Consider the following 19,900-nt stretch of genomic DNA (forward strand, 5'->3'; position numbering starts at 1 on the left):
CCGGGCCTTTCAATCCGTTTAAACTTGTTTGATTGCGTTTAAGCGGCAAGGGGCTCCCACCGGTGCAGAAGATCAAGCTCTCGACGATCGGCGAGGCGCTCGGCGTGTCCACGGCGACGGTCTCGCTGGCGCTGCGCGACAGCCCGCTCGTCGCCGAGGCGACCAAGCAGCGCGTCAAGGCCTACGCCAACGAGATCGGCTACATCTACAACCGCCGGGCGGCGAGCCTGCGTACCTCCAAGTCGGGCATCATCGGCGTCGTCGTGCACGACATCATGAACCCGTTCTACGCCGAGATCCTGCGCGCCATCGAAACCGAGCTCGACCGTTCCGGCCAAACGTTCCTGCTGTCCAACCACTACGATTCGGTCGAAAAACAGCGCGCCTTCCTCGAAACGCTCATGCAGCTCGGGGCCGACGGGGTGATCATGTCGCCGGCGATCGACACGCCGACCTCCGACATCGAGCTGGGCATCCGCAACGGGCTGCCCTTCGTGTTCATCGCGCGCTCGGTGGAGGGCGTCGACATTCCGGTCTTTCGCGGCGACGACGCTTTCGGGATCGGCCTTGCCACCAACCACCTGATCTCGCTCGGTCACACGCGGATCGCCATGATCGGCGCCACCGACCAGACCTCGACCGGCCGCGACCGCTATCGCGGCTATCGCGAGGCGATGGAAAAGGCCGGCCTTCCGGTGCGGCCCGAATGGCGCATTCCGGGCCCGCGCACCAAGGCGGCGGGCTTCGAGGCGGCGAGCCAGTTCCTGGCCCTGCGCGACCGGCCGACGGCGGCGGTGTGCTGGAACGATCTGGTCGCCATCGGCCTGATGAACGGCATCGCCCGCGCCGGGCTGACGCCGGGCGTCGACATTTCGGTGACCGGCTACGACGATCTGGAGGAAGCCTCGATCGCCACGCCGGCGCTGACGACGGTCTGGAACGGCCAGCGCGATGTCGGCCGCGACGCCGCGCGCGCCCTTCTCGACCGCATCGAGGGCAAGAAATCGCTCAAGGGCACCTTGCATCTGATCCGGCCCGAATTGCACATAAGGCAATCGACCAGCCAACCCGTCGAGGAGTAACCCCATGAGCGAGCGCGAACGGTCGGCACGGCGCGTGGCCGTCAGCCGGCGCGGCCACGGCTGGACCCGCCAGACGCTTCAGGACCGGTTCGACTGCGTGGTCGGCGAACCGGACGAACTCATGGCGATGGACGAGGCCGAACGCGCCTCGATCGCGGGCTTTGCGACGCTGATGTCGCCGGTCGACGCCGGCCTGATCGACGCGCTGCCGAACCTGAAGATCATCGCCTCGTTCGGCGTCGGTTACGACCATGTCGACGCCGCGCACGCCGCGCAAAGGGGCGTTGTCGTCACCCACACGCCGCACGTGCTCGACGACGAGGTCGCCGACACCGCCATCGGCCTGCTGCTCAACACGCTGCGCGAACTGCCGCGCGCCGAGATCTGGCTGCGGATGGGCAAATGGTCGTCCGAAGGCGCCTACCCGCTGACGCCGCTGACGCTGCGCGACCGCAAGGTCGGCATTTTCGGGCTCGGGCGGATCGGCATGGCGGTGGCACGGCGGCTCGAAGGCTTCGGCGTCGCCATCCACTATCACAACCGCTCGCAGCGCGACGACGTTGCCTATCCCTACCATGCAACCCTCGCCTCGCTGGCCCATGCCTGCGACACGCTGATCTCGGTGGTGCCGGGCACGGCGCAGACGCGGCACGCCATCGATGCCGATATCCTCGCCCGGCTGGGGCCGGACGGGGTGCTCGTCAATGTCGGGCGCGGTTCGGTGGTCGACGAAACCGCCCTTGGCGAGGCGCTGCGCGCCGGCACGATCGCCGCCGCCGGCCTCGACGTGTTCGAGGACGAGCCGAACGTGCCGCAGGCGTTGCTCGACGCGCCCAATGCCTGCCTTCTGCCGCACGTCGCCTCGGCGTCGGTGCACACGCGCCAGGCCATGGGACAGCTCGTGATCGACAATCTCGCCGAGTGGTTCGAACGGGGCACGGTGCGCACGCCGGTGCCGGAAGCGGCGCATCTGGTCGAAGGGCGGTAAGCGGCAACCGCCCATCCCCAAACCGTTCGTTAACCTCGCCGCTTCATGCTCCGCTGACCGATCACGGGGGCATATCGATGCGGCTGTCTTCCACCCAATGGCTCAACATGCTGGCGATCGCCGGCCTCGGCGCGATGATGATCGCCGCCGGCGCCGAAACGCGCCAGGCCGGACCGGACGGCGTCGATCCGATCACCACCGCATCGGTGGCCGCCCGGCTGGACGGGCGTCATGCCGACCGCTTCACCGCCATCGATCACCGCACGCAGATGAGCTGCCAGTTCGTGCTGCACAGGGCCAGCGGCTACAGCGTCCACCGCATCGAGCCGGACGCCTCCTGCGGCAGGCTCGGCGTGCCGTTCGAGCGGGCCCGCGCCTGGCGCGAGGACCGCGCCACCGTGACCGTCACCGACCATCGCGGCGAAACGCTGATGAAGCTTGCGCCGGGCGACGGGTTCGCCTGGGAGGTGATCGAACCGTCCTATCTGCGGGTCTCGCTCGCCGCCCGCTGATCTCTCCTGACGTCCGGCTATTCGGCCGCCTGCGCGTGTCGGCCCGCATGGGCCCGAACCGCCGCGCCGAACGCCTCGAACAGCCGCCGCGAGGGCGTGTCCGTCGCCGCCCAGTATTCGGGATGCCACTGCACGCCGACCGCGAAACCGGGCGCGCCGATCACCGACACCGCCTCGATCGTGCCGTCGCCGGCGCGCGCCTCGACGGCAAGCCGTGACGACAGCCGTTCGACGCCCTGCCGGTGCAGCGAGTTCACCGCGATGCCCTCCGTGCCGACGATGCGCGCCAGCGCGCCGCCCGCTTCCGGCGTGACCGCGTGGCGGATTTCGAAGCGCACGTCCTGGTCATCGCTTTCCGGCGCGCGATGGTCGTCGCGCCCGTCAAGCTCCTGGATCTCGGTCGCCAGCGATCCGCCGAGCGCGACATTGAGTTCCTGCAGCCCGCGGCAGATCGCAAACAGCGGCACGCCGGCCTCGATCGCCCCCCGGATCAGCGGCAGGCTGGTCGCATCGCGATCCTCGTCATAGGGCTCGTGCCGCGACGACGGCTCGGCGCCGTAACGGCTCGGGTGCACGTTGGTCTTCGAGCCGGTCATCAGGACGCCGTCGACACGCGCGAGAAGCCCGGGCACGTCGATCGCCGGTCCGAAGGCGGGCACCAGCAGCGGCAGCACGCCGGCCACCTCGATCGCCGCGCGCAGATAGGGCTCGGGCGCGGCATGCCAGCGATACCGCTCGAATTCGCGCACGTCGCACGCAACGGCCACCAGCGGCTGCATCGTCATCCTTCCTCCGGCACGTTGCGCCGTGCCCGCGCCGGCCGGCTCTGTCCCGGCCCGGTGCTCGGGGTCTGTCGCGTCTCCTCTACCGCTCCGCCGGCCACCTCGGCAAGACGGCCGGAGGTCGCGCGGTTCAAATCGATTAAGTGGGAAAAAAAGTTGACCAGTTGGTAAAGCGCGCTGTGGACAGCGCGCGCGAAAGCTGTAATTTTGCCGGCAGTTGAGGGCGGCAGCGAGGCTAGAGGAGCCGGCTTCAACCCATTGTGTTCACGGGAGGATCATATGGATCGTCGTTCATTCATCAAGAAGGCCGGCGCGACCGGCGCGGGTGCGGCAGCCGCCACAACCCTGGCAGCGCCCGCCATCGCGCAGGAAATGCCGCAAGTCACCTGGCGTTGCTCGTCGGGCTTTCCGAAGGCTCTCGATACCATCTACGGCGCCGCCGAGGTGTTTGCCGATGCCGTCGCCGAAATGACGGACGGCAACTTCACCGTGCAGGTGTTCGGCGCCGGTGAGATCGTCGGTGCGCTGGAGGGCGCGGCCGCGGTCACCGCCGGCACGATCGAGTGCGCGCACACCGCCTCCTACTACTTCTGGGGCCAGGATCCGACCTTCGCCTTCGGCACGGGCGTTCCGTTCGGCCTCAACCAGCGCATGACCAACGCCTGGATGTACGAGGGCGGCGGCATCGAGCTGATGAACGAGTTCTACGAAACCCAGAACATGATCTGCTTCCCCGCCGGCAACACCGGCGCGCAGATGGGTGGCTGGTTCCGCAACGAGATCAACACGCTCGAGGACATGCAGGGCCTGAAGTTCCGCATCGGCGGCTTCGGCGGCCGCATCATCGAGCGCATCGGCGTGGTTCCGCAGGGCCTGCCGGGCGGCGACATCTATCCGGCGCTCGAGCGCGGCACGATCGACGCGGCCGAGTTCGTCGGCCCCTACGATGACGCCAAGCTCGGCTTCAACAAGGTCGCCGACTACTACTATTATCCGGGCTGGTGGGAAGGCGGCGTCGCGCTGCACAACATGATCAACCTGGACGCCTGGAACGATCTGCCGGACATCTACAAGGGCATCGTCAAGAACGCCTCGGCCATGGCCAACTCGGTCATGATGGCGCGCTACGACACGCTCAACCCGCAGGTCCTCAAGGAACTGGCCGCATCGGGCACCCAGCTTCGCCCCTACAGCCAGGAGATCCTGGAAGCCTGCTTCGAAGCGGCGACCGAGACCTACGCGGAAATCGCCGCCGAGAACGAAATGTTCAAGCGCGTGCACGACAGCTACATGGGCTACCGCAAGGACGCCTATCTGTGGATGCAGCTGTCGGAGTACAACTTCGACACTTTCCTCATGCTGCAGCAGCGCGCCGGCCGCCTCTGAGGCCAGCCACTTTGACAGACACGAAACCCGGGATGGCTCATCCCGGGTTTTTTCGTTGATGCCGATGCCGCGCGCTAGCCCTTCTCCCCGCCTGCGGGGAGAAGGTGGCCCCGCGCTGCGCGCGGGGTCGGATGAGGGGCAGCGCCGCTTTCCGCAGGGTTGTGCGGCTTGTGGTTGCCGCCCCTCATCCGGGCAGAAAATCCACCCCTGCTCCGCCTCGCCCGTCGAGGCTGGCGCAACATCACCCCCACTCAGCCGCTTCTTTCGCCAGCGCCGTGATCCGGTCCCAGTCGCCGCCGGCGACGGCCTCCTTCGGCGCTACCCACGAGCCGCCGACGCAGACGACGTTCGGCAGGGCGAGATAGTCCCCGGCATTGTCGGGCGACACGCCGCCGGTCGGGCAGAACCTGACGGCGGAGAATGGCGAGGCGAGCGCCTTGATATAGGCAACGCCGCCCGCCTGTCCGGCCGGAAAGAATTTCAGATGGGTGTAGCCCTCGGCAAGCGCGGCCATGATCTCGCTCGGCGTCACGCAGCCCGGCAGCAGCGGCACCGAGCCCTCGGCGGCATCGGCCAGATCGGGCGTGAAGCCGGGCGAGACGACGAACCGCGCGCCGGCGGCGACCGCCGCCTCGTACTGGCCGGCATCGAGCGCGGTGCCGGCGCCGACGATCGCCTCGGGCACTTCGGATGCGATCGCCGCGATGGCGTCGAGCGCGGCCTCGGTGCGCAGCGTGATCTCGACCGCCGGAAGCCCGCCGGCGGCGAGCGCGCGGGCGAGCGGCGCCGCGCTGCCCGCATCGTCGATGACGATCACCGGGATCACCGGCTGGCCGTCCATGATCGGCACGAGCGCGTCGAGATTCTGGGCCATCATCGTCCTCCGTGTGCGGCGTTCGCCCGCACATAGGCGCGAACCGGCGCCCTGTCCATCTGCGTCACCGGCCGCGCAGCGCCATCCGCACGAGCCGCCACAGGAAAGCGATGACGCCGCCGCGTTCGCGTCCCGCCCCCGGCAGGGCCCTGCGCAGCGCCGCCGCGCTCCTTGGCCCGTAGAGCCCGTCGACGACCAGACCGTGCCGCCGCTGGAACGCGCGCAGGGCCGCATCCGTCCTCGGGCCGAACGCGCCATCGGTGCGCAGCGGATAGCCGGCCGTGGTCAGCATGCGTTGCAGGTCGCGCACGCGATCGCCCTTGTCGCCGCGCCCCAGCACGCCCGGCGCGCGGGTCCACGCCGCCCGCACGGGCGAAGCGCGCACACCGCCATGGCGCGCATGGGCGGCCGCCAGCCGCACATCGTAGCGGTTCCTGGCATAGGCGGGCCCGTTGTAACGACGCGCGAAACCGGCCCAGTCGCGCGCGTGCAGGAGCGGGGTCAGCCGGTTGACGCCGATGAAGCGCAGCATCAGGCGAAGCTGGCCCTCGACGCCCGAACGCGCCTCGCGGGCCAGCGCCTCGGGCGAAGCGTAGCCGAGCCGTTTCCAGTGCGCGCCCATCACCTGGCCGATCCCCCACGAGACCGATTGCAGCGCGGCGTCCCGGTCGATCTTCGCGGCGCGTTCGAGCAGCCGCCACCGGTCGGCCTGCCTGCGCGGGTTGGCGACGGCGCCAGCCTTCGGTGAAGCGAGGCCGGCCCGTCGCGCCTCGGCGCGCCTTTCGTCCGCCACCAGCCGGTCGAAATAGTGCCCCTCGAAGCGGATCAGCGGCTCGCGCCGCCCGCCGATCATCGCAAAGGCGCGGCCGCCGGATTCCACTTCCGCGACGGCCTTGAGCGCCGCCGGCTCGATGCCGTGGGCCTTGGCGGTCTGTTCGATGATGGTCAGCGTTTCTTCGGAAAAGACGGGCACGGCGCGCTCCACGGGGTTCGGGGCGGCCAGTATCGATGCGACGCGCGGGCGTTGGATAAATCGCGCCGGCAATCAAACTTATCCAACGGTCGCGCGCCTGACCCATAGTCTTTGGCACCGCGCCCTTCGGAACGTCGGATGGCCACCACCAACGGCGGGCGCGGCGGTGGCCTGTCGGGCGGCGCGAGCGGTCGCGTCGCCGGGTGCTGAACCCCCACGGCAGGGCGGAATGAAGGTGCGGAGCGTGTCTCCTGGTCCGGCGCTGACGATGACCCGTTGGCGCTTCGGGGATCAGGGAACCGACCCGGAGCGGCCGAGATTCGGTGCGGCGGTCATGCCGCGCGGCAGATGAAGGTGCCACAACGCTTCGGGACAGCGGCTGCGGCCGGCGTCCCTCATGTCGATCACCGCAAGCCCGCCGAACGGGCGGTCCGGCGACCGCAACATAGAAACCACGGATCGCGGCTCTCCGGACCGCCCGTTGTTCCCGTTTCCCTTGCGCTCACGGCAGGTCTCCTGCCGGAGAACGCCTCCGCATGGGCCTCGCAAAGGCTCGGACGGCCGGTCGGCCTTGCGGGCTGCGCCCGGGGGAGCGGGGCGGCGCAAATCTCCACGTCGTCATTCCGGAGCCGCGAAGCGGAATCCGGAATCAAGAGCCGAGGCGGTGAAGATCACGCGACCGGATTCAGGATCATGCTGCGCATGTCCGGAATGACGTGGGAGAGGCGGCCGACGCGCCCCTCCGGATTGCCTGAGGAGACACCGAACAATGGAACCCGTCCCCCACCCTTCATCCCTCCCCCGCAAGCGTGGGAGGGAAGACTTCAACAACGTACATGTCCGGCAACACCGAGCCTGGCTCCATCCGTCAGGGCGAAGCGCGATGCTCAACGCCCTCCCTCCCACGCTTGCGGGGGAGGGATGAAGGGTGGGGTCCGATGGTCGCCAAGGGTACCCCTTCCCGCCGCCGTTTCCAGTCGCTAAATCAGGACCATGACCGAAACACCGCCCATCGTCGTCGCCGCGCTCTATCATTTCGCCCGGCTCGACCGTTACGAAGCGCTCAAACAGCCGCTTGCGGAACTGTGCTGCAGGCATGGGCTGAAGGGCACGCTGCTGCTCGCCTCCGAAGGCGTCAACGGCACGCTCGCCGGCCCGCGCGCGGGCATCGACGCCATGCTCGCCTTCCTGCGCGCCCAGCCCGAACTGGCCGGGCTCGAGCACAAGGAGAGCTTCGCCGACACCATGCCGTTCTACCGGCTCAAGGTCCGGCTCAAGCGCGAGATCGTGACCATGGGCGTGCCCGACACAGATCCCACGCGCATCGTCGGCACCTATGTCGCGCCGGAGGACTGGAACGATCTGATCGCCGATCCCGACACGGTGGTGATCGACACGCGCAACGATTACGAGGTGAAGATCGGCACGTTCGAGGGCGCGGTGAACCCGCAAACGCAGACCTTCCGCGAGTTTCCCGACTGGGTGCGGCGCAACGAGAACGCGCTCAGGGGCAAGAAGATCGCCATGTTCTGCACCGGCGGCATACGCTGCGAAAAGGCGACCGCCTTCGTCCGGTCGCTCGGCCATGAGGAAGTCTATCACCTCAAGGGCGGCATCCTGAATTATCTCGAGACCGTGCCCGAACCGGTGAGCACCTGGAACGGGGAATGCTTCGTGTTCGACGAGCGCGTGGCCGTCGGTCACGGTCTGAGCCTTGGCACCCACGCCCTGTGCCGCGCCTGCCGCCAACCGCTGTCGCCAGAAGAGATGGCCTCGCCCGAATATCGCGAGGGCGTGCAGTGCCCGCATTGCGTCGGCAGGTTCTCCGACGCCGACCGCGCCCGTTTCGCCGAACGTCAGCGCCAGGTCGAACTGGCGCACCGGCGCGGCGAACGCCATATCGGCGACGGCCCGTGGCCGGCCGATGGCTGAGCACGACCAATTCCAGCGAAAGCGGGAACCGGTTTCGCGTCCGCAATTGCGAACGAATGAAGACCCCGAACGCCTGGGCGAAAAAACGAAGAGCGAGGGCGCTCTAGGTCACCACCTTGCGCGCGTGGAACTCGGGCCGGTCCCAGCTTTCCTGCCGCAGGATCGTCTCCAGCGTGCCCGCCGCCGACAGGACGTCGGAAAAGCCCACATAGAGCGGCGCGAAGCCGAAGCGCAGAATGTCGGGCGCGCGCATGTCGCCGATCACGCCCGCCGCGATCAGCGCCTGCATCACCGGATAAGCCTGTTCGTGCCGGAGCGAGACATGACTGCCCCGCGCGGCCGGATCGCGCGGGCTCGCCAGTTCGAGGCCAAGCTCGGCGGCGAACGGGTCCACGCAGGCGATGAAGAAATCGGTCAGCGCGCGCCCCTTGGCCTGCACCGCGCCCATGTCGAGCCCGTCGAAGATGTCGAGCGCGGCGTCGAGCGCCACCATCGAGAGCACCGGCGGCGTGCCGACGCGCAGCCGGTCGGCGCCTTCGGCCGGCCGGAACGCGGTCTCGAAGGCGAACGGGGCGGCATGGCCGAACCAGCCCGCCAGCAGCGGGTCGACCGCTGCCTGATGGCGCTCGGCGATGTAGTAGAAGGCCGGCGCGCCCGGCCCGCCATTGAGGAACTTGTAGCCGCAGCCGACGGCGAAATCGGCGCGCACGCCCTCCAGATCGACCGCCAGCGCCCCGGCCGAATGGGCCAGATCCCAGATCACCAGCGCGCCGCGTTCGTGCGCCCTGGCGGTCAGCGCGGCCATGTCGTGCCGGCGGCCGGTGCGATAGTCGACCTCGGTCAGCATGAGCACATCGACGCCCTCGTCGACCGCCACCGCAACGGCCTCGGGCGCGACGACCTTCAGGGTCACGCCCGGATGCGCCCGTTCGAGCCCGTGCGCGACGTAAAGATCGGTCGGAAAGTTGCCGCTGTCGGACACAACAGTCACCCGGTTGCCCTTCAGCGACAGCGCCGCCGACAGCACCTTGAACAGGTTCACCGAAGTGGAGTCGGTCACCCGCACCGTGCCCGGCGCCGCGCCGATCAACGCGGCGATGCGCTCGCCCGTCCTGACCGGCAGATCGACCCAGCCGTCGCGGTTCCAGGCGGTGATCAGATGTTCGCCCCACTCGGTCTGAACGGCAGAGGCGACACGGTCCGGCACGTGGCGCGGCAGCGCGCCCAGCGAATTGCCGTCCAGATAGACGACGCCGGCGGGAAGCGCGAACCGGTCGCGCAGTGCGGCAAGCGGATCGGCGTCATCGAGCGCGGCCGCGCGGGCCTTCAGATCGTCATGCACGGGCGGACATCCCTGGCGGTTGGTGGAGGCGACGGACGATGGACATAGCAGCCGAGCGCACCCAGGCAAACCGTCCCGATGAAGCCCGGCCGGCCGCGCCGATGCAGCGCTCGGTCGGCCATGGCGCCATCGCCGTCAAGGCCGGCCATGACGGCCGCACCCGCCTTGCCGGGCTGCACCAGAAGGCGAACGCCAAGATCCGCGTGCCACGCCAGCACGCGCCCCGGCTCGAGGCGGTGCTGATCAACACCGCCGGCGGTCTGACCGGCGGCGACCGGCTCGACTGGCGGCTGGAGGCGGGCCGCGACACCCATCTGGTTGTCGCCACTCAGGCCTGCGAGCGCATCTATCGCAGCACCGGCGGCGCGGCGCGGCAGACGACCCGGATCGACGTCGCCGAGGGCGCCCGGCTCGACTGGCTGCCGCAGGAAACGATCCTGTTCGATCGCAGCGCGCTCGACCGGACGCTCGAGATCGAGCTTGCTCAAACCGCTCGCTTCGTCGGCCTCGAGACCATCGTGCTCGGCCGTCAGGCGATGGGCGAGACCGTCGCCGAAACCGGACTGCGCGACCGCTGGCGCATTCGCCGCGCCGGCGAACTGGTCCATGCCGACGATCTGCGCATCGAGGGCGACGTGGCGGAACTGTCGGCCGCGGCGCTGCTCGGCCGATGCACGGCCTTCGCCACGCTCGTTGCCTGCGCCCCGCACGACGAGGACCGGTGGCGGGCGCTCGCATATGCCGTGCGCGAGGCGCTCAAGCCCTTTCCTGACAGTGTCGACGCCGGCGTCAGCGCCTTTGCCGGCAAATGCGTCGTCCGGCTGAGGGCGCGCTCATCGCACCTCTTGCGCCCCGCCATCATTGCCGCGCTCGGCGCCTTGCGGGACCGGTTCGCCCTGCCCGCCGTCTGGCGTTCATAAGGGCACACGGGGCGCGAACGCTTTCTCAACCCTTGCCTGCCATGCTGCGTCAAAAAGATACGCCGCAGGGAAGGCGCCATGAAGATACTCGTCACGGGCGGGGCCGGTTACATCGGCTCCCACACCTGGATTGCGCTGCGCGAGGCCGGCCACACACCGGTGATCGTCGACAATTTCGCCAACGCCTCGCCGCGCGTGCTGAGCCGGCTCGGCCAGCTCTTCCAGACCGAGCCGGTATGCATCGCCGGCGACATCCGCAACGCCACCCTCATCGAGCGCGTGATCGAGGATCATGGCTGCGAGGCGGTGATCCATTTCGCCGGCTACAAGGCGGTCGGCGAGAGCATGGCCGAACCGCTCAAATATTTCGAGGTCAATGTCGGCGGCACCGAACGGCTTCTGACCGCGATGGCCAACACCGGCGTCAGGAAGCTGATCTTCTCGTCTTCGGCGACCGTCTATGGCGACCCCGAGATCCTGCCCATTCCCGAGGACCATCCGCTGTCGACGGCCAGCGTCTACGGCCAGACAAAGCTGATCGTCGAGGACATGCTGCGCGCCCTTCATGCCTCCGACCCGCAATGGGCGATCGCGATCCTGCGCTATTTCAACCCGGTCGGCGCGCATCCGTCCGGGCTGATCGGCGAGGACCCGGCCGACACGCCCAACAACCTGATGCCGTTCATCGCCCAGGTCGCCGTCGGCCGGCGCCCACACCTGAACGTGTTCGGCAACGACTATCCCACGCCCGACGGCACCGGCGTGCGCGACTACATCCATGTCTGCGATCTGGCCGAGGGCCACGTCGCCGCGCTGTCACTGCTCGACGAGCCGCAATGCACGGCCCTCAATCTGGGCACCGGCAAGGGTCACTCGGTCCTGGAAATGGTCGAGGCGTTCGAACGGGCCTCGGGCCGGCACGTCCCCTATCGCATCACCGATCGCCGGCCCGGCGACATCGCCTCGTGCTATGCCGACCCGTCCCGCGCCGAGGCGCTGACGGGCTGGCGCGCCGAGCGCGGCCTTGACGAGATGTGCGCCGATGTCTGGCGCTGGCAGTCGCAGAATCCGCTGGGCTATCTCGACGTCGCCGCCGAATAGCGCTCAGATATCGAGCGCCTTGATGAAGGCGCGCAGATCATCGCCAAGCTCGTCATTGGCGAGCCCCAGCGCGATATTGGCGCTGAGGAAGCCCAGTTTCGAGCCGCAATCGAAGGTCTGGCCGTCGAACGGAACGCCGAAGAAGGGCTGGCTTTCCATCAGGTCGAGCATCGAGTCGGTAAGCTGGATCTCGCCGCCAGCGCCGGTCTGGTGGCGGCCGAGCAGGTCCATGATCGACGCATCGAGAACGTAGCGGCCATTGAGGAAATAGGTCGAGGGGGCGGTGCCCGGTTCGGGCTTTTCGACCATGCCGGTGATCTCGAACGAGCCGTCATCATACTTTTCGCCCATCGAGACGATGCCGTATTTGTGCGCGTCGTCCGGGTCGCACGACTCCACCGAGACCAGGTTGCCGCCGCGCTTTTCGTGCACCGCCACCATCTGCGACAGGCAGCCCGGCTCGCCGGTCATCACCATGTCGGGCAGAAGCACGGCGAACGGCTCGTTCGCGCTGATCATGTCGCGGGCGCACCAGACCGCATGGCCGAGCCCCAGCGCCTGCTGCTGGCGCGTGTAGCTGATCTGACCCGCCTGCGGCATGTCCGAACGCAGCATGTCGAGCGGCTCAGTCTTGCCGCGCTGTTCGAGCGTGTGCTCGAGTTCGTACTGATGGTCGAAATGATCCTCGATCACGTTCTTGTTGCGTCCGGTCACGAGAATGATGTGCTCGATGCCGGCGGCGCGCGCCTCGTCGACCGCATACTGGACGACCGGCCTGTCGACCACGGTCAGCATCTCCTTGGGCACAGCCTTGGTGGCGGGCAGGAAGCGTGTTCCCAGGCCCGCGACGGGAATGACGGCTTTGCGGATCTTGGCTGACACGGGATGACCTCCGGTTGGAACCTGCCGCAGGTTGTAGCGGCCGAGCATGACAATGCAACATTCACGCATGACGGACGGCCCGGTTCCATTCGCCCGGAAAGCGTTCGAGCCATGCTTGATCGGCGTCAAACCGCGCCCGGCCACGCCCTGATATCGTCAACATGGTCCAACAGGGTCGAACGATGCTCAGCAGGCCTTTCATGACCACCCACGAGATCGCCGAACTGCTCAAGGTGCGCGAAGCGACTGTGCGCGGCTGGATCCATGACCAGCAGTTGCGCGCCATCAAGCTCGGCCGCGAGTTCCGCGTCGCCGTCAGGGATCTGGAAGCCTTCGTCAACGCCAACGCCACCCGGCCGCCCGAGCCGGACGGGACCGATGAGGACCGCACCCAGTGACCGAAGCGATCACCGACTACATCTTCTATGAGATCGCCGCCCTTCTCGTGCTGGCCGCCGGCGTCGGCTTCGTCGGCCTGATGCTGCGCCAGCCGCTGATCGTCTCGTTCATCGCGGTCGGCATCCTGGCTGGTCCCTCGGCGCTGAACATCGCGCGCTCGGACGAATATATCGACCTGCTCGCCGAACTGGGCATCGCCGTCCTTCTGTTTCTGGTCGGCCTGAAGCTTGACCTGAATCTGGTGCGCACGCTCGGCCCCGTCGCGCTGATGACCGGGCTGGGTCAGGTCGCCTTCACCACCATCTTCGGCTTACTGATCGGGCTGGCGCTGGGCCTCGATCCGGTCACCGCGATCTATGTGGCGATCGCGCTGACGTTCTCGTCGACCATCATCATCGTCAAGCTCCTGTCCGACAAGCGCGAGATCGACAGCCTGCACGGGCGCATCGCGCTCGGTTTCCTGATCGTCCAGGACATCGTCGTGGTCCTTGCGATGATCATGCTGTCGGCGATCGGCGTCGGCGCGCAGAGCGACTCGGCGCTGGCCGACATCGCCTCGGTGTTCGGCTACGGCGCGCTGATGCTGGTCGCCATCGGCCTGTTCATCCGCTATCTGGCGAACCCGCTGATGGAGCGGCTTTCGCGCTCGCCCGAACTGATGATCTCGTTTGCCATCGGCTGGGCGGCGCTGCTCGCCGCGCTCGGCCACTATTTCGGCTTCGGCAAGGAGCTGGGCGGCCTTCTGGCGGGCGTCTCGCTCGCCTCGACCCCGTTCCGCGAGGCGATTGCCGCGCGTCTGGCCGCGCTGCGCGATTTCCTCCTGCTGTTCTTCTTCATCGCGCTGGGCGCTTCGCTCGATCTGGGCGTGCTCGGCGACAATATCGGCGCCGCGCTCGTCTTCTCGGTGTTCGTCCTGGTCGGCAATCCGCTGATCGTGCTCGCCATCATGGGCGCGATGGGCTATCGCAGGCGGACCGGGTTCCTGGCGGGGTTGACGGTGGCGCAGATATCCGAATTCTCGCTCATCTTCATGGCCATGGGCGTTTCCATCGGACACGTCGCGGGCGACGCGATGGGGCTGGTCACGCTCGTCGGCCTGATCACGATCGCCGCCTCCACCTACATGATCACCTGGTCGCATCAGCTCTACGGGATGGTCGAGCCGCTGCTCGCCCCGTTCGAACGCACCGGCGCCGGCGGCGAGGAGGACGGCTGGCGGCCGCGCGCCGGCAGCGCCGACGCGATCGTGTTCGGCCTTGGCCGATACGGGCTGGCGATCGCCGAGGAACTCGGCGAGGCCGGCCTGACCGTGCTCGGTGTCGATTTCGACCCGGACGCGGTGCGTCAGGCGCGCGCCAGAGGCATCCCGGTGATGTTCGGCGATGCGACCGATCCCGAATTCGTCGCACACCTGCCGCTCGACGGCGTCCGCTGGGCCGTTTCGGCCGTGCCCGAGCACGACACCGGCATCACCCACGACGACCCGCGCCGTTCGCTGATGCGGGCGCTCGCCGATGCCGGCTATGCGGGCCGGATCGCGGTCGCCGTTCACAGCGAAGCGGGCCGCCAGCGGCTCGAGAAGGCCGGCGCCGATCTCGTCCTGATGCCCTATCGCGACGCGGCCGCCCGCGCCGCGCGCCTCGTCGCAGGCCCGGACCAAAGCGCCGATGCAGCAGCACCCGGTGTCGCCACGGGAGAGCCGGCATGAGCGGGCCCGCCGCACAGACGAAGCCCTTCGCCGATATCCTCGTCGTCTGCGATGGCGACCCGGACGATGCCGAGGGCGTGCGCCGCGCCGCCGAGATCGCCGCCCGCCATGGCGCGCGCCTGACCGCGCTGACGGTGGCCGACTGCGCCGGCGACATCGACCATCTGGCCGGTTTTTCCGGGCGCGGCCGGGCCGAGATCGAGGACGGCCTGCGCGCCGACATGCTCGAACGCCTGCGCGCGACGGTGGAGACGGCCCGGCCGCAGGTCACGCCGGATCTCGCCGTCGCGATCGGCCGGCCGTTCCGCGCGATCATCGCCGACGTCCTCGCCAACGGGCGCGACCTGGTGGTCAAGATGGCCGAGCCGTTCGACGCGCGGCACCGCTACCTGTTCACGTCCACCGATCAGCACCTGTTGCGCAAGTGCCCCTGCCCGGTCTGGCTGGCGATGCCGCAGGCGACGCAGCCGCCCGCCTCAATCCTCGCCGCCATCGATCTGGGCGACGGCGACGCCGACGCGGCGGGCCAGGATCCGCTCAACCGGACGATCCTGTCGACCGCCATGCGGGCGGCGGCGGCGACAGGGGCGACCATCCACGTCACCCATGTCTGGGAAGCGCCGGCCGAGGATCTGGTGCGGCGCTGGACCGATGACGCCGAGGAGGCGCGCCGCTACACCGCCGCCATCGAGGACCGGCGTCGCCAGGCGCTTGGCGCGCTGATCGCCGCCATGACCGCCGAGCACCCCGAAATGGCCGGCGCGCTGCGGCCGCACCTGGCGCGCGGACGCCCGCGCGAGGTGATTCCGGCCCATATCGACGCGATGGGCGCCGACCTTCTGGTGATCGGCACGCTTGGGCGCACCGGCGTGCCCGGACTGATCATCGGCAACACCGCCGAGGACGTGCTCAACGCGGTCGACTGCTCGGTGCTGACGGTCAAGCCGTCCGGCTATGTCAGCCCGCTGGCCGACCATTCGCACTGACCCGGCAAAAAACGCGCGGCGACCGCGGCGTCCGCCGGACCCCGAATTCGCCGCTAGGCGGCGTGCCGGCCCTGTGATAGGCGCCGCAGGACGCAACGGGACCGGCAGGCATCGCGAAAGTGGGGATCGGGCAAGGCACGGCTGACGCAATGCGGCTCGTTCGCGGGCTGGGTCTGGCGCTGACCGTCGCCGCGGCCGCCGCTTTCCTCGGCGCCCACTATGGCGCGCCCGCGATGCTTTTCGCGCTGCTGATCGGCATGGCCTTCAACTTCCTCGTCGACGATCCGGCGATCCGGCCCGGCGTCGATTTCGCCGCCAGCGTGTGCCTGAGGCTCGGGGTCGCCCTGCTCGGCGTGCGGCTGTCATGGGCCGACTTCCAGGCGCTCGGACCGGTGCCGGTGATCGGCGTCGTCAGCCTCGTTGCGGTGACCATTCTTGCCGGCATCGCGCTCGCGCGGCTGATGGGCCGGGGCGCGCGGCTGGGCATGCTGACCGCCGGATCGGTCGCGATCTGCGGTGCGTCCGCGGCGCTGGCGCTCGCCTCGGTGCTGCCGCGCGATGGCCGGCTCGAACGCGACACGCTGTTCACGGTCGTCGCCGTGACGACCCTTTCGACGATCGCCATGGTCGCCTATCCGCTGCTGTTCGCGCTGCTCGATGCGACCGACGCCCAGACCGGCATGCTGATCGGCGCGACGATCCACGATGTCGCCCAGGTGGTCGGCGCGGGCTATTCGGTCAGCCAGGAAGCGGGCGATGCCGCCGTCATGATCAAGCTGATGCGCGTGGCGCTTTTGCCGGTCGTGTTGGTCGCGGTCATGGTCGCCTTTTCGCGAGGGACCGAAGGCGGCGGCACGGTCGGCCTGCCCTGGTTCCTGGTCGCCTTCGTCGCGCTCGCCGCGGTCAACAGCTTCGGTGCGATCCCCGCCCCGGTCGCCTCGGTCGCCGAGACCGCTTCGCGCATCCTGCTGATCACCGCCATCGCCGCGCTCGGCATCAAGACCGCGCTCAAGCAGATGACTGATCTCGGCGCCGGCTACATCGTGCTGATCGTCGCCGAAACCGCGCTTCTGCTGGCGATGGCCATCGTCGCGGTGAAGCTGTTCATCGTCTGAGACCGCTCAGGGCTGGAACACCACCGTGCGGCTGCCATTGATGAACACCCGGCCCTGCGCGTGCAGCCGGATCGCCCGCGACAGCACACGCGCCTCGATGTCGCGGCCGCGCATGACCAGATCGTCGGGATCGGAGGTGTGGCTGACGCGCTCGGTGTCCTGCTCGATGATCGGCCCCTCGTCGAGGTCCGGCGTGACGTAATGGGCGGTTGCGCCGATATGCTTGACGCCCCGGTCCCAGGCCCGGTGATAGGGCTTGGCGCCCTTGAAGGCGGGCAGGAACGAGTGGTGGATGTTGATGATCCGGCCGAAGTGGCGCTTGGAGAACCCATCCGACAGGATCTGCATGTAGCGGGCCATCACGATCAGTTCGGCGCCGGTCTCGGCCACCAGTTCCTCGAGCCGGTTCTCCTGCTCGGCCTTGTTGTCGGGCGTCACCGGCAACAGGTGGAAGGGAATGCCCCAGCGCTCGGCATCGGCCTGCGAGTCGGCATGGTTGGAGACGATCGCGCGGATGTCGATCGGCAGTGATTTCGTGCGCACCCGGTACCAGATGTCCTGCAGGCAATGGTCGAACTTCGATACCATGATGATCGCCGGCACGGCGCGATCCTTCTCGGAGACCGTGACCCGCGCCTCGAAGTCGGCGGCGAACTCGTCAAGGAACGTTTCGAGCGCGCGCGCGTTGTCCTTGGCGCGGTCGCCGTCAGCGGTCTGGGCGCATTCGACGCGCATGAAGAAGCGGCCCTCGCCGGATTCGCGGCGCGCGCCGGGGGAAGGCTCGTAGAACTGCGAGCTGTCCAGAATGGTATAGCCATGGGCGCTCAGGGCGCCCGAGAGCTTGGCGACGATCCCGATCCGGTCGGGGCAGGCGATGGTGATGATGATGCTCATTGGGGGCGGGGAATTGACGGGACGAACGATGAATGCGCGCATAGCCGACCGAGCCGCCTCCCGATAGTGCCAAAGCCGACACGCCGCATCATCACGCCGACGGCGGGGCGAATTTGCATTCGCCCGTCACATCGTTACAACCATGACCGACATCCATCCGATCAACGACCGCGTTAGAGCCGGCGCCCCGACGGGGCATCGGGCAAACATCGTCAATCCACAAGGAGCACCCAACAGAGCATGTGTGGCATAGCCGGCGAATTCCGCCTCGACGACCAGTTCGCAGACACCCAGACCGTGGCGCGGATGACCGCCGCGATGGCGCCGAGAGGCCCGGACGGCGCCGGTCTCGTCGCGCAGGGGCGCGCAGCCTTCGGTCACCGGCGGCTGAAGATCATCGACCTGTCCGAGAAGGCCGGCCAGCCGATGGTCGATCCCGAACTCGGTCTGACGATCGTCTTCAACGGCTGCATCTACAACTACCCCGAACTGCGCGGTGAGCTGGAAGCGGCCGGCTACCGCTTCTTTTCGACCGGCGACACCGAGGTCGTGCTCAAGGCGTTCCACAAATGGGGCGAAGCCTGCGTCGAGCGTTTCCACGGCATGTTCGCCTTCGCCGTCCACCAGCGCGACACGGGAAGGCTGATGCTGGCGCGCGACCGGTTCGGCATCAAGCCGCTCTACTATGCCGAGACCGGCAAGGCGCTGCGGTTCGCCTCGACCCTGCCCGCCCTGCTGAAGGCCGGCGACATCGACACCGAGATCGACCGCGAGGCGCTGCACACCTACATGACCTTTCACGCGGTCGTGCCGCCGCCGCGCACGATCATCAAGGGCATCCGCAAGCTGCCGCCGGCGACCACCCGGACCATCGAGGCCGACGGCTCCGTGCGCGACCGGCTCTACTGGTCCCCGCCCTATGAGCGCCGCGCCGAGGACAGCGGCCTGACGGCCGAGGACTGGCGGGACCGGGTGCTCGACGCGCTGCGCCTTGCCGTGCGCCGCCGCATGGTCGCCGACGTGCCGGTCGGCGTGCTGCTGTCGGGCGGCGTCGATTCCTCGATGATCGTCGGACTTCTGGCCGAACAGGGCCAGAAGGACCTGATGACCTTCTCGATCGGCTTCGAGGAGGCGCACGGCGAAAAGGGCGACGAGTTCGTCTATTCGGACCTGATCGCCGAGCGGTTCGGTACCGACCACCACAAGATCTTCGTGCCCGGCGCCGACATGATGACGCATCTGCCCGAGGCGATCGCGGCGATGTCCGAGCCGATGGTGTCCTACGACAATATCGGCTTCTTCCTGCTCAGCCGCGAAGTGTCCAGACACATCAAGGTCGTCCAGTCCGGCCAGGGCGCCGACGAGGTGTTCGGCGGCTACCACTGGTATCCGCCGCTCGCCAACTCCAACGACGTTGCAACTGACTATGCGAAGGTCTTCTTCGACCGCAGCCATGCCCGCCTTGCCGAGCACCTTGCGCCCGAATGGCTTGCCGACCGCGATGTCAGCTTCGAACTGGTCCGCGATCATCTGATGGCGCAGGGGGCGGCGACGCCGGTCGACCGCGCGCTCAGGCTCGACAGCCACGTGATGCTGGTCGACGATCCGGTCAAGCGCGTCGACAACATGACGATGGCCTGGGGTCTCGAGGCACGGGTGCCGTTCCTCGACCACGAGCTGGTCGAACTTGCCGCGGCGATCCCGCCCGAGCACAAGCTCGCCCATGGCGGCAAGGGCGTTCTGAAGGAAGCGGCGCGCAAGGTCGTGCCCGCCGACGTCATCGACCGGCCGAAAGGCTATTTCCCGGTGCCGCAGCTCAAATACATCCAGGGGCCGTTCCTCGACATGGTGCGCGACGCGCTCACCTCGCAGGCGGCCAGGGAACGCGGCCTGTTCCGCGACGATTATCTCGACGCGCTGTTCGAAAGCCCCGCCGACCACATCACGCCGCTGCGCGGGTCGGAACTGTGGCAGATCGCGCTTCTGGAAATGTGGCTGCAGACGCAGCGGATATGAGGTCCGGC

The 19,900-nt window shown here is 68.3% G+C and carries 18 protein-coding genes; 12 read left to right on the plus strand and 6 right to left on the minus strand.

Features of this window, described 5'->3' with window-relative positions; all coding sequences use genetic code 11:
• Nucleotides 1-62 precede the first annotated feature (62 nt).
• The 3 genes from E0E05_RS15005 to E0E05_RS15015 all read left to right on the plus strand — a co-directional run bounded on the left by E0E05_RS15005 (nucleotide 63) and on the right by E0E05_RS15015 (nucleotide 2,582).
• Nucleotides 63-1,082 carry a LacI family DNA-binding transcriptional regulator gene (locus E0E05_RS15005; RefSeq protein ID WP_131617447.1) on the plus strand — a complete coding sequence of 340 codons (1,020 nt, stop codon included), beginning with the start codon at nucleotides 63-65 and terminating at the stop codon, nucleotides 1,080-1,082.
• A 4-nt stretch (nucleotides 1,083-1,086) separates the two neighbouring features.
• Nucleotides 1,087-2,070, plus strand: coding sequence for a 2-hydroxyacid dehydrogenase (locus E0E05_RS15010; protein ID WP_131617448.1), 984 nt, complete (start codon nucleotides 1,087-1,089; stop codon nucleotides 2,068-2,070).
• A gap of 77 nt (nucleotides 2,071-2,147) precedes the next feature.
• Nucleotides 2,148-2,582: a hypothetical protein gene (locus E0E05_RS15015; RefSeq protein WP_131617449.1), complete on the plus strand. Its 435-nt coding sequence runs from the start codon at nucleotides 2,148-2,150 to the stop codon at nucleotides 2,580-2,582.
• 17 nt (nucleotides 2,583-2,599) lie between these two features.
• Here the strand turns inward: E0E05_RS15015 and E0E05_RS15020 are convergent, their stop codons facing one another.
• Entirely contained in the window at nucleotides 2,600-3,361 is a 762-nt protein-coding gene (locus tag E0E05_RS15020; RefSeq protein ID WP_131618068.1) for a gamma-glutamyl-gamma-aminobutyrate hydrolase family protein, read from the minus strand.
• Between the two features lie 282 nt (nucleotides 3,362-3,643).
• Between E0E05_RS15020 and E0E05_RS15025 the strand changes: the two genes are divergently transcribed.
• Nucleotides 3,644-4,750, plus strand: a complete 1,107-nt coding sequence (locus E0E05_RS15025) for a TRAP transporter substrate-binding protein (protein WP_131617450.1) — start codon at nucleotides 3,644-3,646, stop codon at nucleotides 4,748-4,750.
• Between the two features lie 241 nt (nucleotides 4,751-4,991).
• Here the strand turns inward: E0E05_RS15025 and eda are convergent, their stop codons facing one another.
• A complete protein-coding gene (eda, locus tag E0E05_RS15030) occupies nucleotides 4,992-5,624 on the minus strand; it encodes a bifunctional 4-hydroxy-2-oxoglutarate aldolase/2-dehydro-3-deoxy-phosphogluconate aldolase (RefSeq protein WP_131617451.1) in 633 nt (210 codons plus the stop codon).
• 64 nt (nucleotides 5,625-5,688) lie between these two features.
• Entirely contained in the window at nucleotides 5,689-6,597 is a 909-nt protein-coding gene (locus tag E0E05_RS15035; RefSeq protein WP_244597759.1) for an N-acetylmuramidase domain-containing protein, read from the minus strand.
• A gap of 993 nt (nucleotides 6,598-7,590) precedes the next feature.
• Here E0E05_RS15035 and trhO point away from each other — a divergent pair.
• Nucleotides 7,591-8,529: an oxygen-dependent tRNA uridine(34) hydroxylase TrhO gene (trhO, locus tag E0E05_RS15040; protein WP_131617452.1), complete on the plus strand. Its 939-nt coding sequence runs from the start codon at nucleotides 7,591-7,593 to the stop codon at nucleotides 8,527-8,529.
• A gap of 103 nt (nucleotides 8,530-8,632) precedes the next feature.
• Here trhO and kynU read toward each other — a convergent pair whose 3' ends face one another.
• Nucleotides 8,633-9,859 (minus strand): kynureninase, encoded by a 1,227-nt coding sequence (gene kynU / locus E0E05_RS15045; RefSeq protein ID WP_131618069.1) that lies wholly within the window; start codon nucleotides 9,857-9,859, stop codon nucleotides 8,633-8,635.
• A gap of 113 nt (nucleotides 9,860-9,972) precedes the next feature.
• Between kynU and E0E05_RS15050 the strand changes: the two genes are divergently transcribed.
• Together E0E05_RS15050 and galE are read left to right on the plus strand one after the other, a co-directional pair.
• Nucleotides 9,973-10,791 (plus strand): urease accessory protein UreD, encoded by an 819-nt coding sequence (locus E0E05_RS15050; protein WP_131618070.1) that lies wholly within the window; start codon nucleotides 9,973-9,975, stop codon nucleotides 10,789-10,791.
• A gap of 78 nt (nucleotides 10,792-10,869) precedes the next feature.
• Nucleotides 10,870-11,892 (plus strand): UDP-glucose 4-epimerase GalE, encoded by a 1,023-nt coding sequence (gene galE, locus E0E05_RS15055; protein WP_131617453.1) that lies wholly within the window; start codon nucleotides 10,870-10,872, stop codon nucleotides 11,890-11,892.
• 3 nt (nucleotides 11,893-11,895) lie between these two features.
• Here the strand turns inward: galE and E0E05_RS15060 are convergent, their stop codons facing one another.
• Complete coding sequence (locus E0E05_RS15060) at nucleotides 11,896-12,774, minus strand: UTP--glucose-1-phosphate uridylyltransferase (protein ID WP_244597763.1); 879 nt, start codon at nucleotides 12,772-12,774, stop codon at nucleotides 11,896-11,898.
• Nucleotides 12,775-12,974: 200 nt separating this feature from the next.
• Between E0E05_RS15060 and E0E05_RS15065 the strand changes: the two genes are divergently transcribed.
• From E0E05_RS15065 to E0E05_RS15080, 4 genes are all read left to right on the plus strand, one after another.
• Nucleotides 12,975-13,172: a helix-turn-helix domain-containing protein gene (locus E0E05_RS15065; RefSeq protein ID WP_210215723.1), complete on the plus strand. Its 198-nt coding sequence runs from the start codon at nucleotides 12,975-12,977 to the stop codon at nucleotides 13,170-13,172.
• Nucleotides 13,169-14,881: a cation:proton antiporter gene (locus E0E05_RS15070; protein WP_244597765.1), complete on the plus strand. Its 1,713-nt coding sequence runs from the start codon at nucleotides 13,169-13,171 to the stop codon at nucleotides 14,879-14,881. Before E0E05_RS15065 ends, E0E05_RS15070 begins: the two co-directional genes overlap by 4 nt.
• Entirely contained in the window at nucleotides 14,878-15,867 is a 990-nt protein-coding gene (locus E0E05_RS15075) for a universal stress protein (RefSeq protein ID WP_131617456.1), read from the plus strand. The genes E0E05_RS15070 and E0E05_RS15075 overlap by 4 nt, the downstream gene beginning before the upstream one ends.
• A 149-nt stretch (nucleotides 15,868-16,016) precedes the next feature.
• On the plus strand, nucleotides 16,017-16,982 hold the full coding sequence (locus E0E05_RS15080) for a YeiH family protein (protein WP_131617457.1): 966 nt from the start codon (nucleotides 16,017-16,019) through the stop codon (nucleotides 16,980-16,982).
• Between the two features lie 6 nt (nucleotides 16,983-16,988).
• Here the strand turns inward: E0E05_RS15080 and purU are convergent, their stop codons facing one another.
• Nucleotides 16,989-17,876: a formyltetrahydrofolate deformylase gene (gene purU, locus E0E05_RS15085; RefSeq protein WP_131617458.1), complete on the minus strand. Its 888-nt coding sequence runs from the start codon at nucleotides 17,874-17,876 to the stop codon at nucleotides 16,989-16,991.
• A 240-nt stretch (nucleotides 17,877-18,116) separates the two neighbouring features.
• Here purU and E0E05_RS15090 point away from each other — a divergent pair, with 240 nt between their 5' ends.
• Nucleotides 18,117-19,892, plus strand: coding sequence for an N-acetylglutaminylglutamine amidotransferase (locus tag E0E05_RS15090; RefSeq protein ID WP_131617459.1), 1,776 nt, complete (start codon nucleotides 18,117-18,119; stop codon nucleotides 19,890-19,892).
• The last annotated feature ends 8 nt before the right edge of the window (nucleotides 19,893-19,900 follow it).

The organism is Roseitalea porphyridii (genome assembly GCF_004331955.1).
In the GTDB taxonomy this organism is placed as follows: domain Bacteria; phylum Pseudomonadota; class Alphaproteobacteria; order Rhizobiales; family Rhizobiaceae; genus Roseitalea; species Roseitalea porphyridii.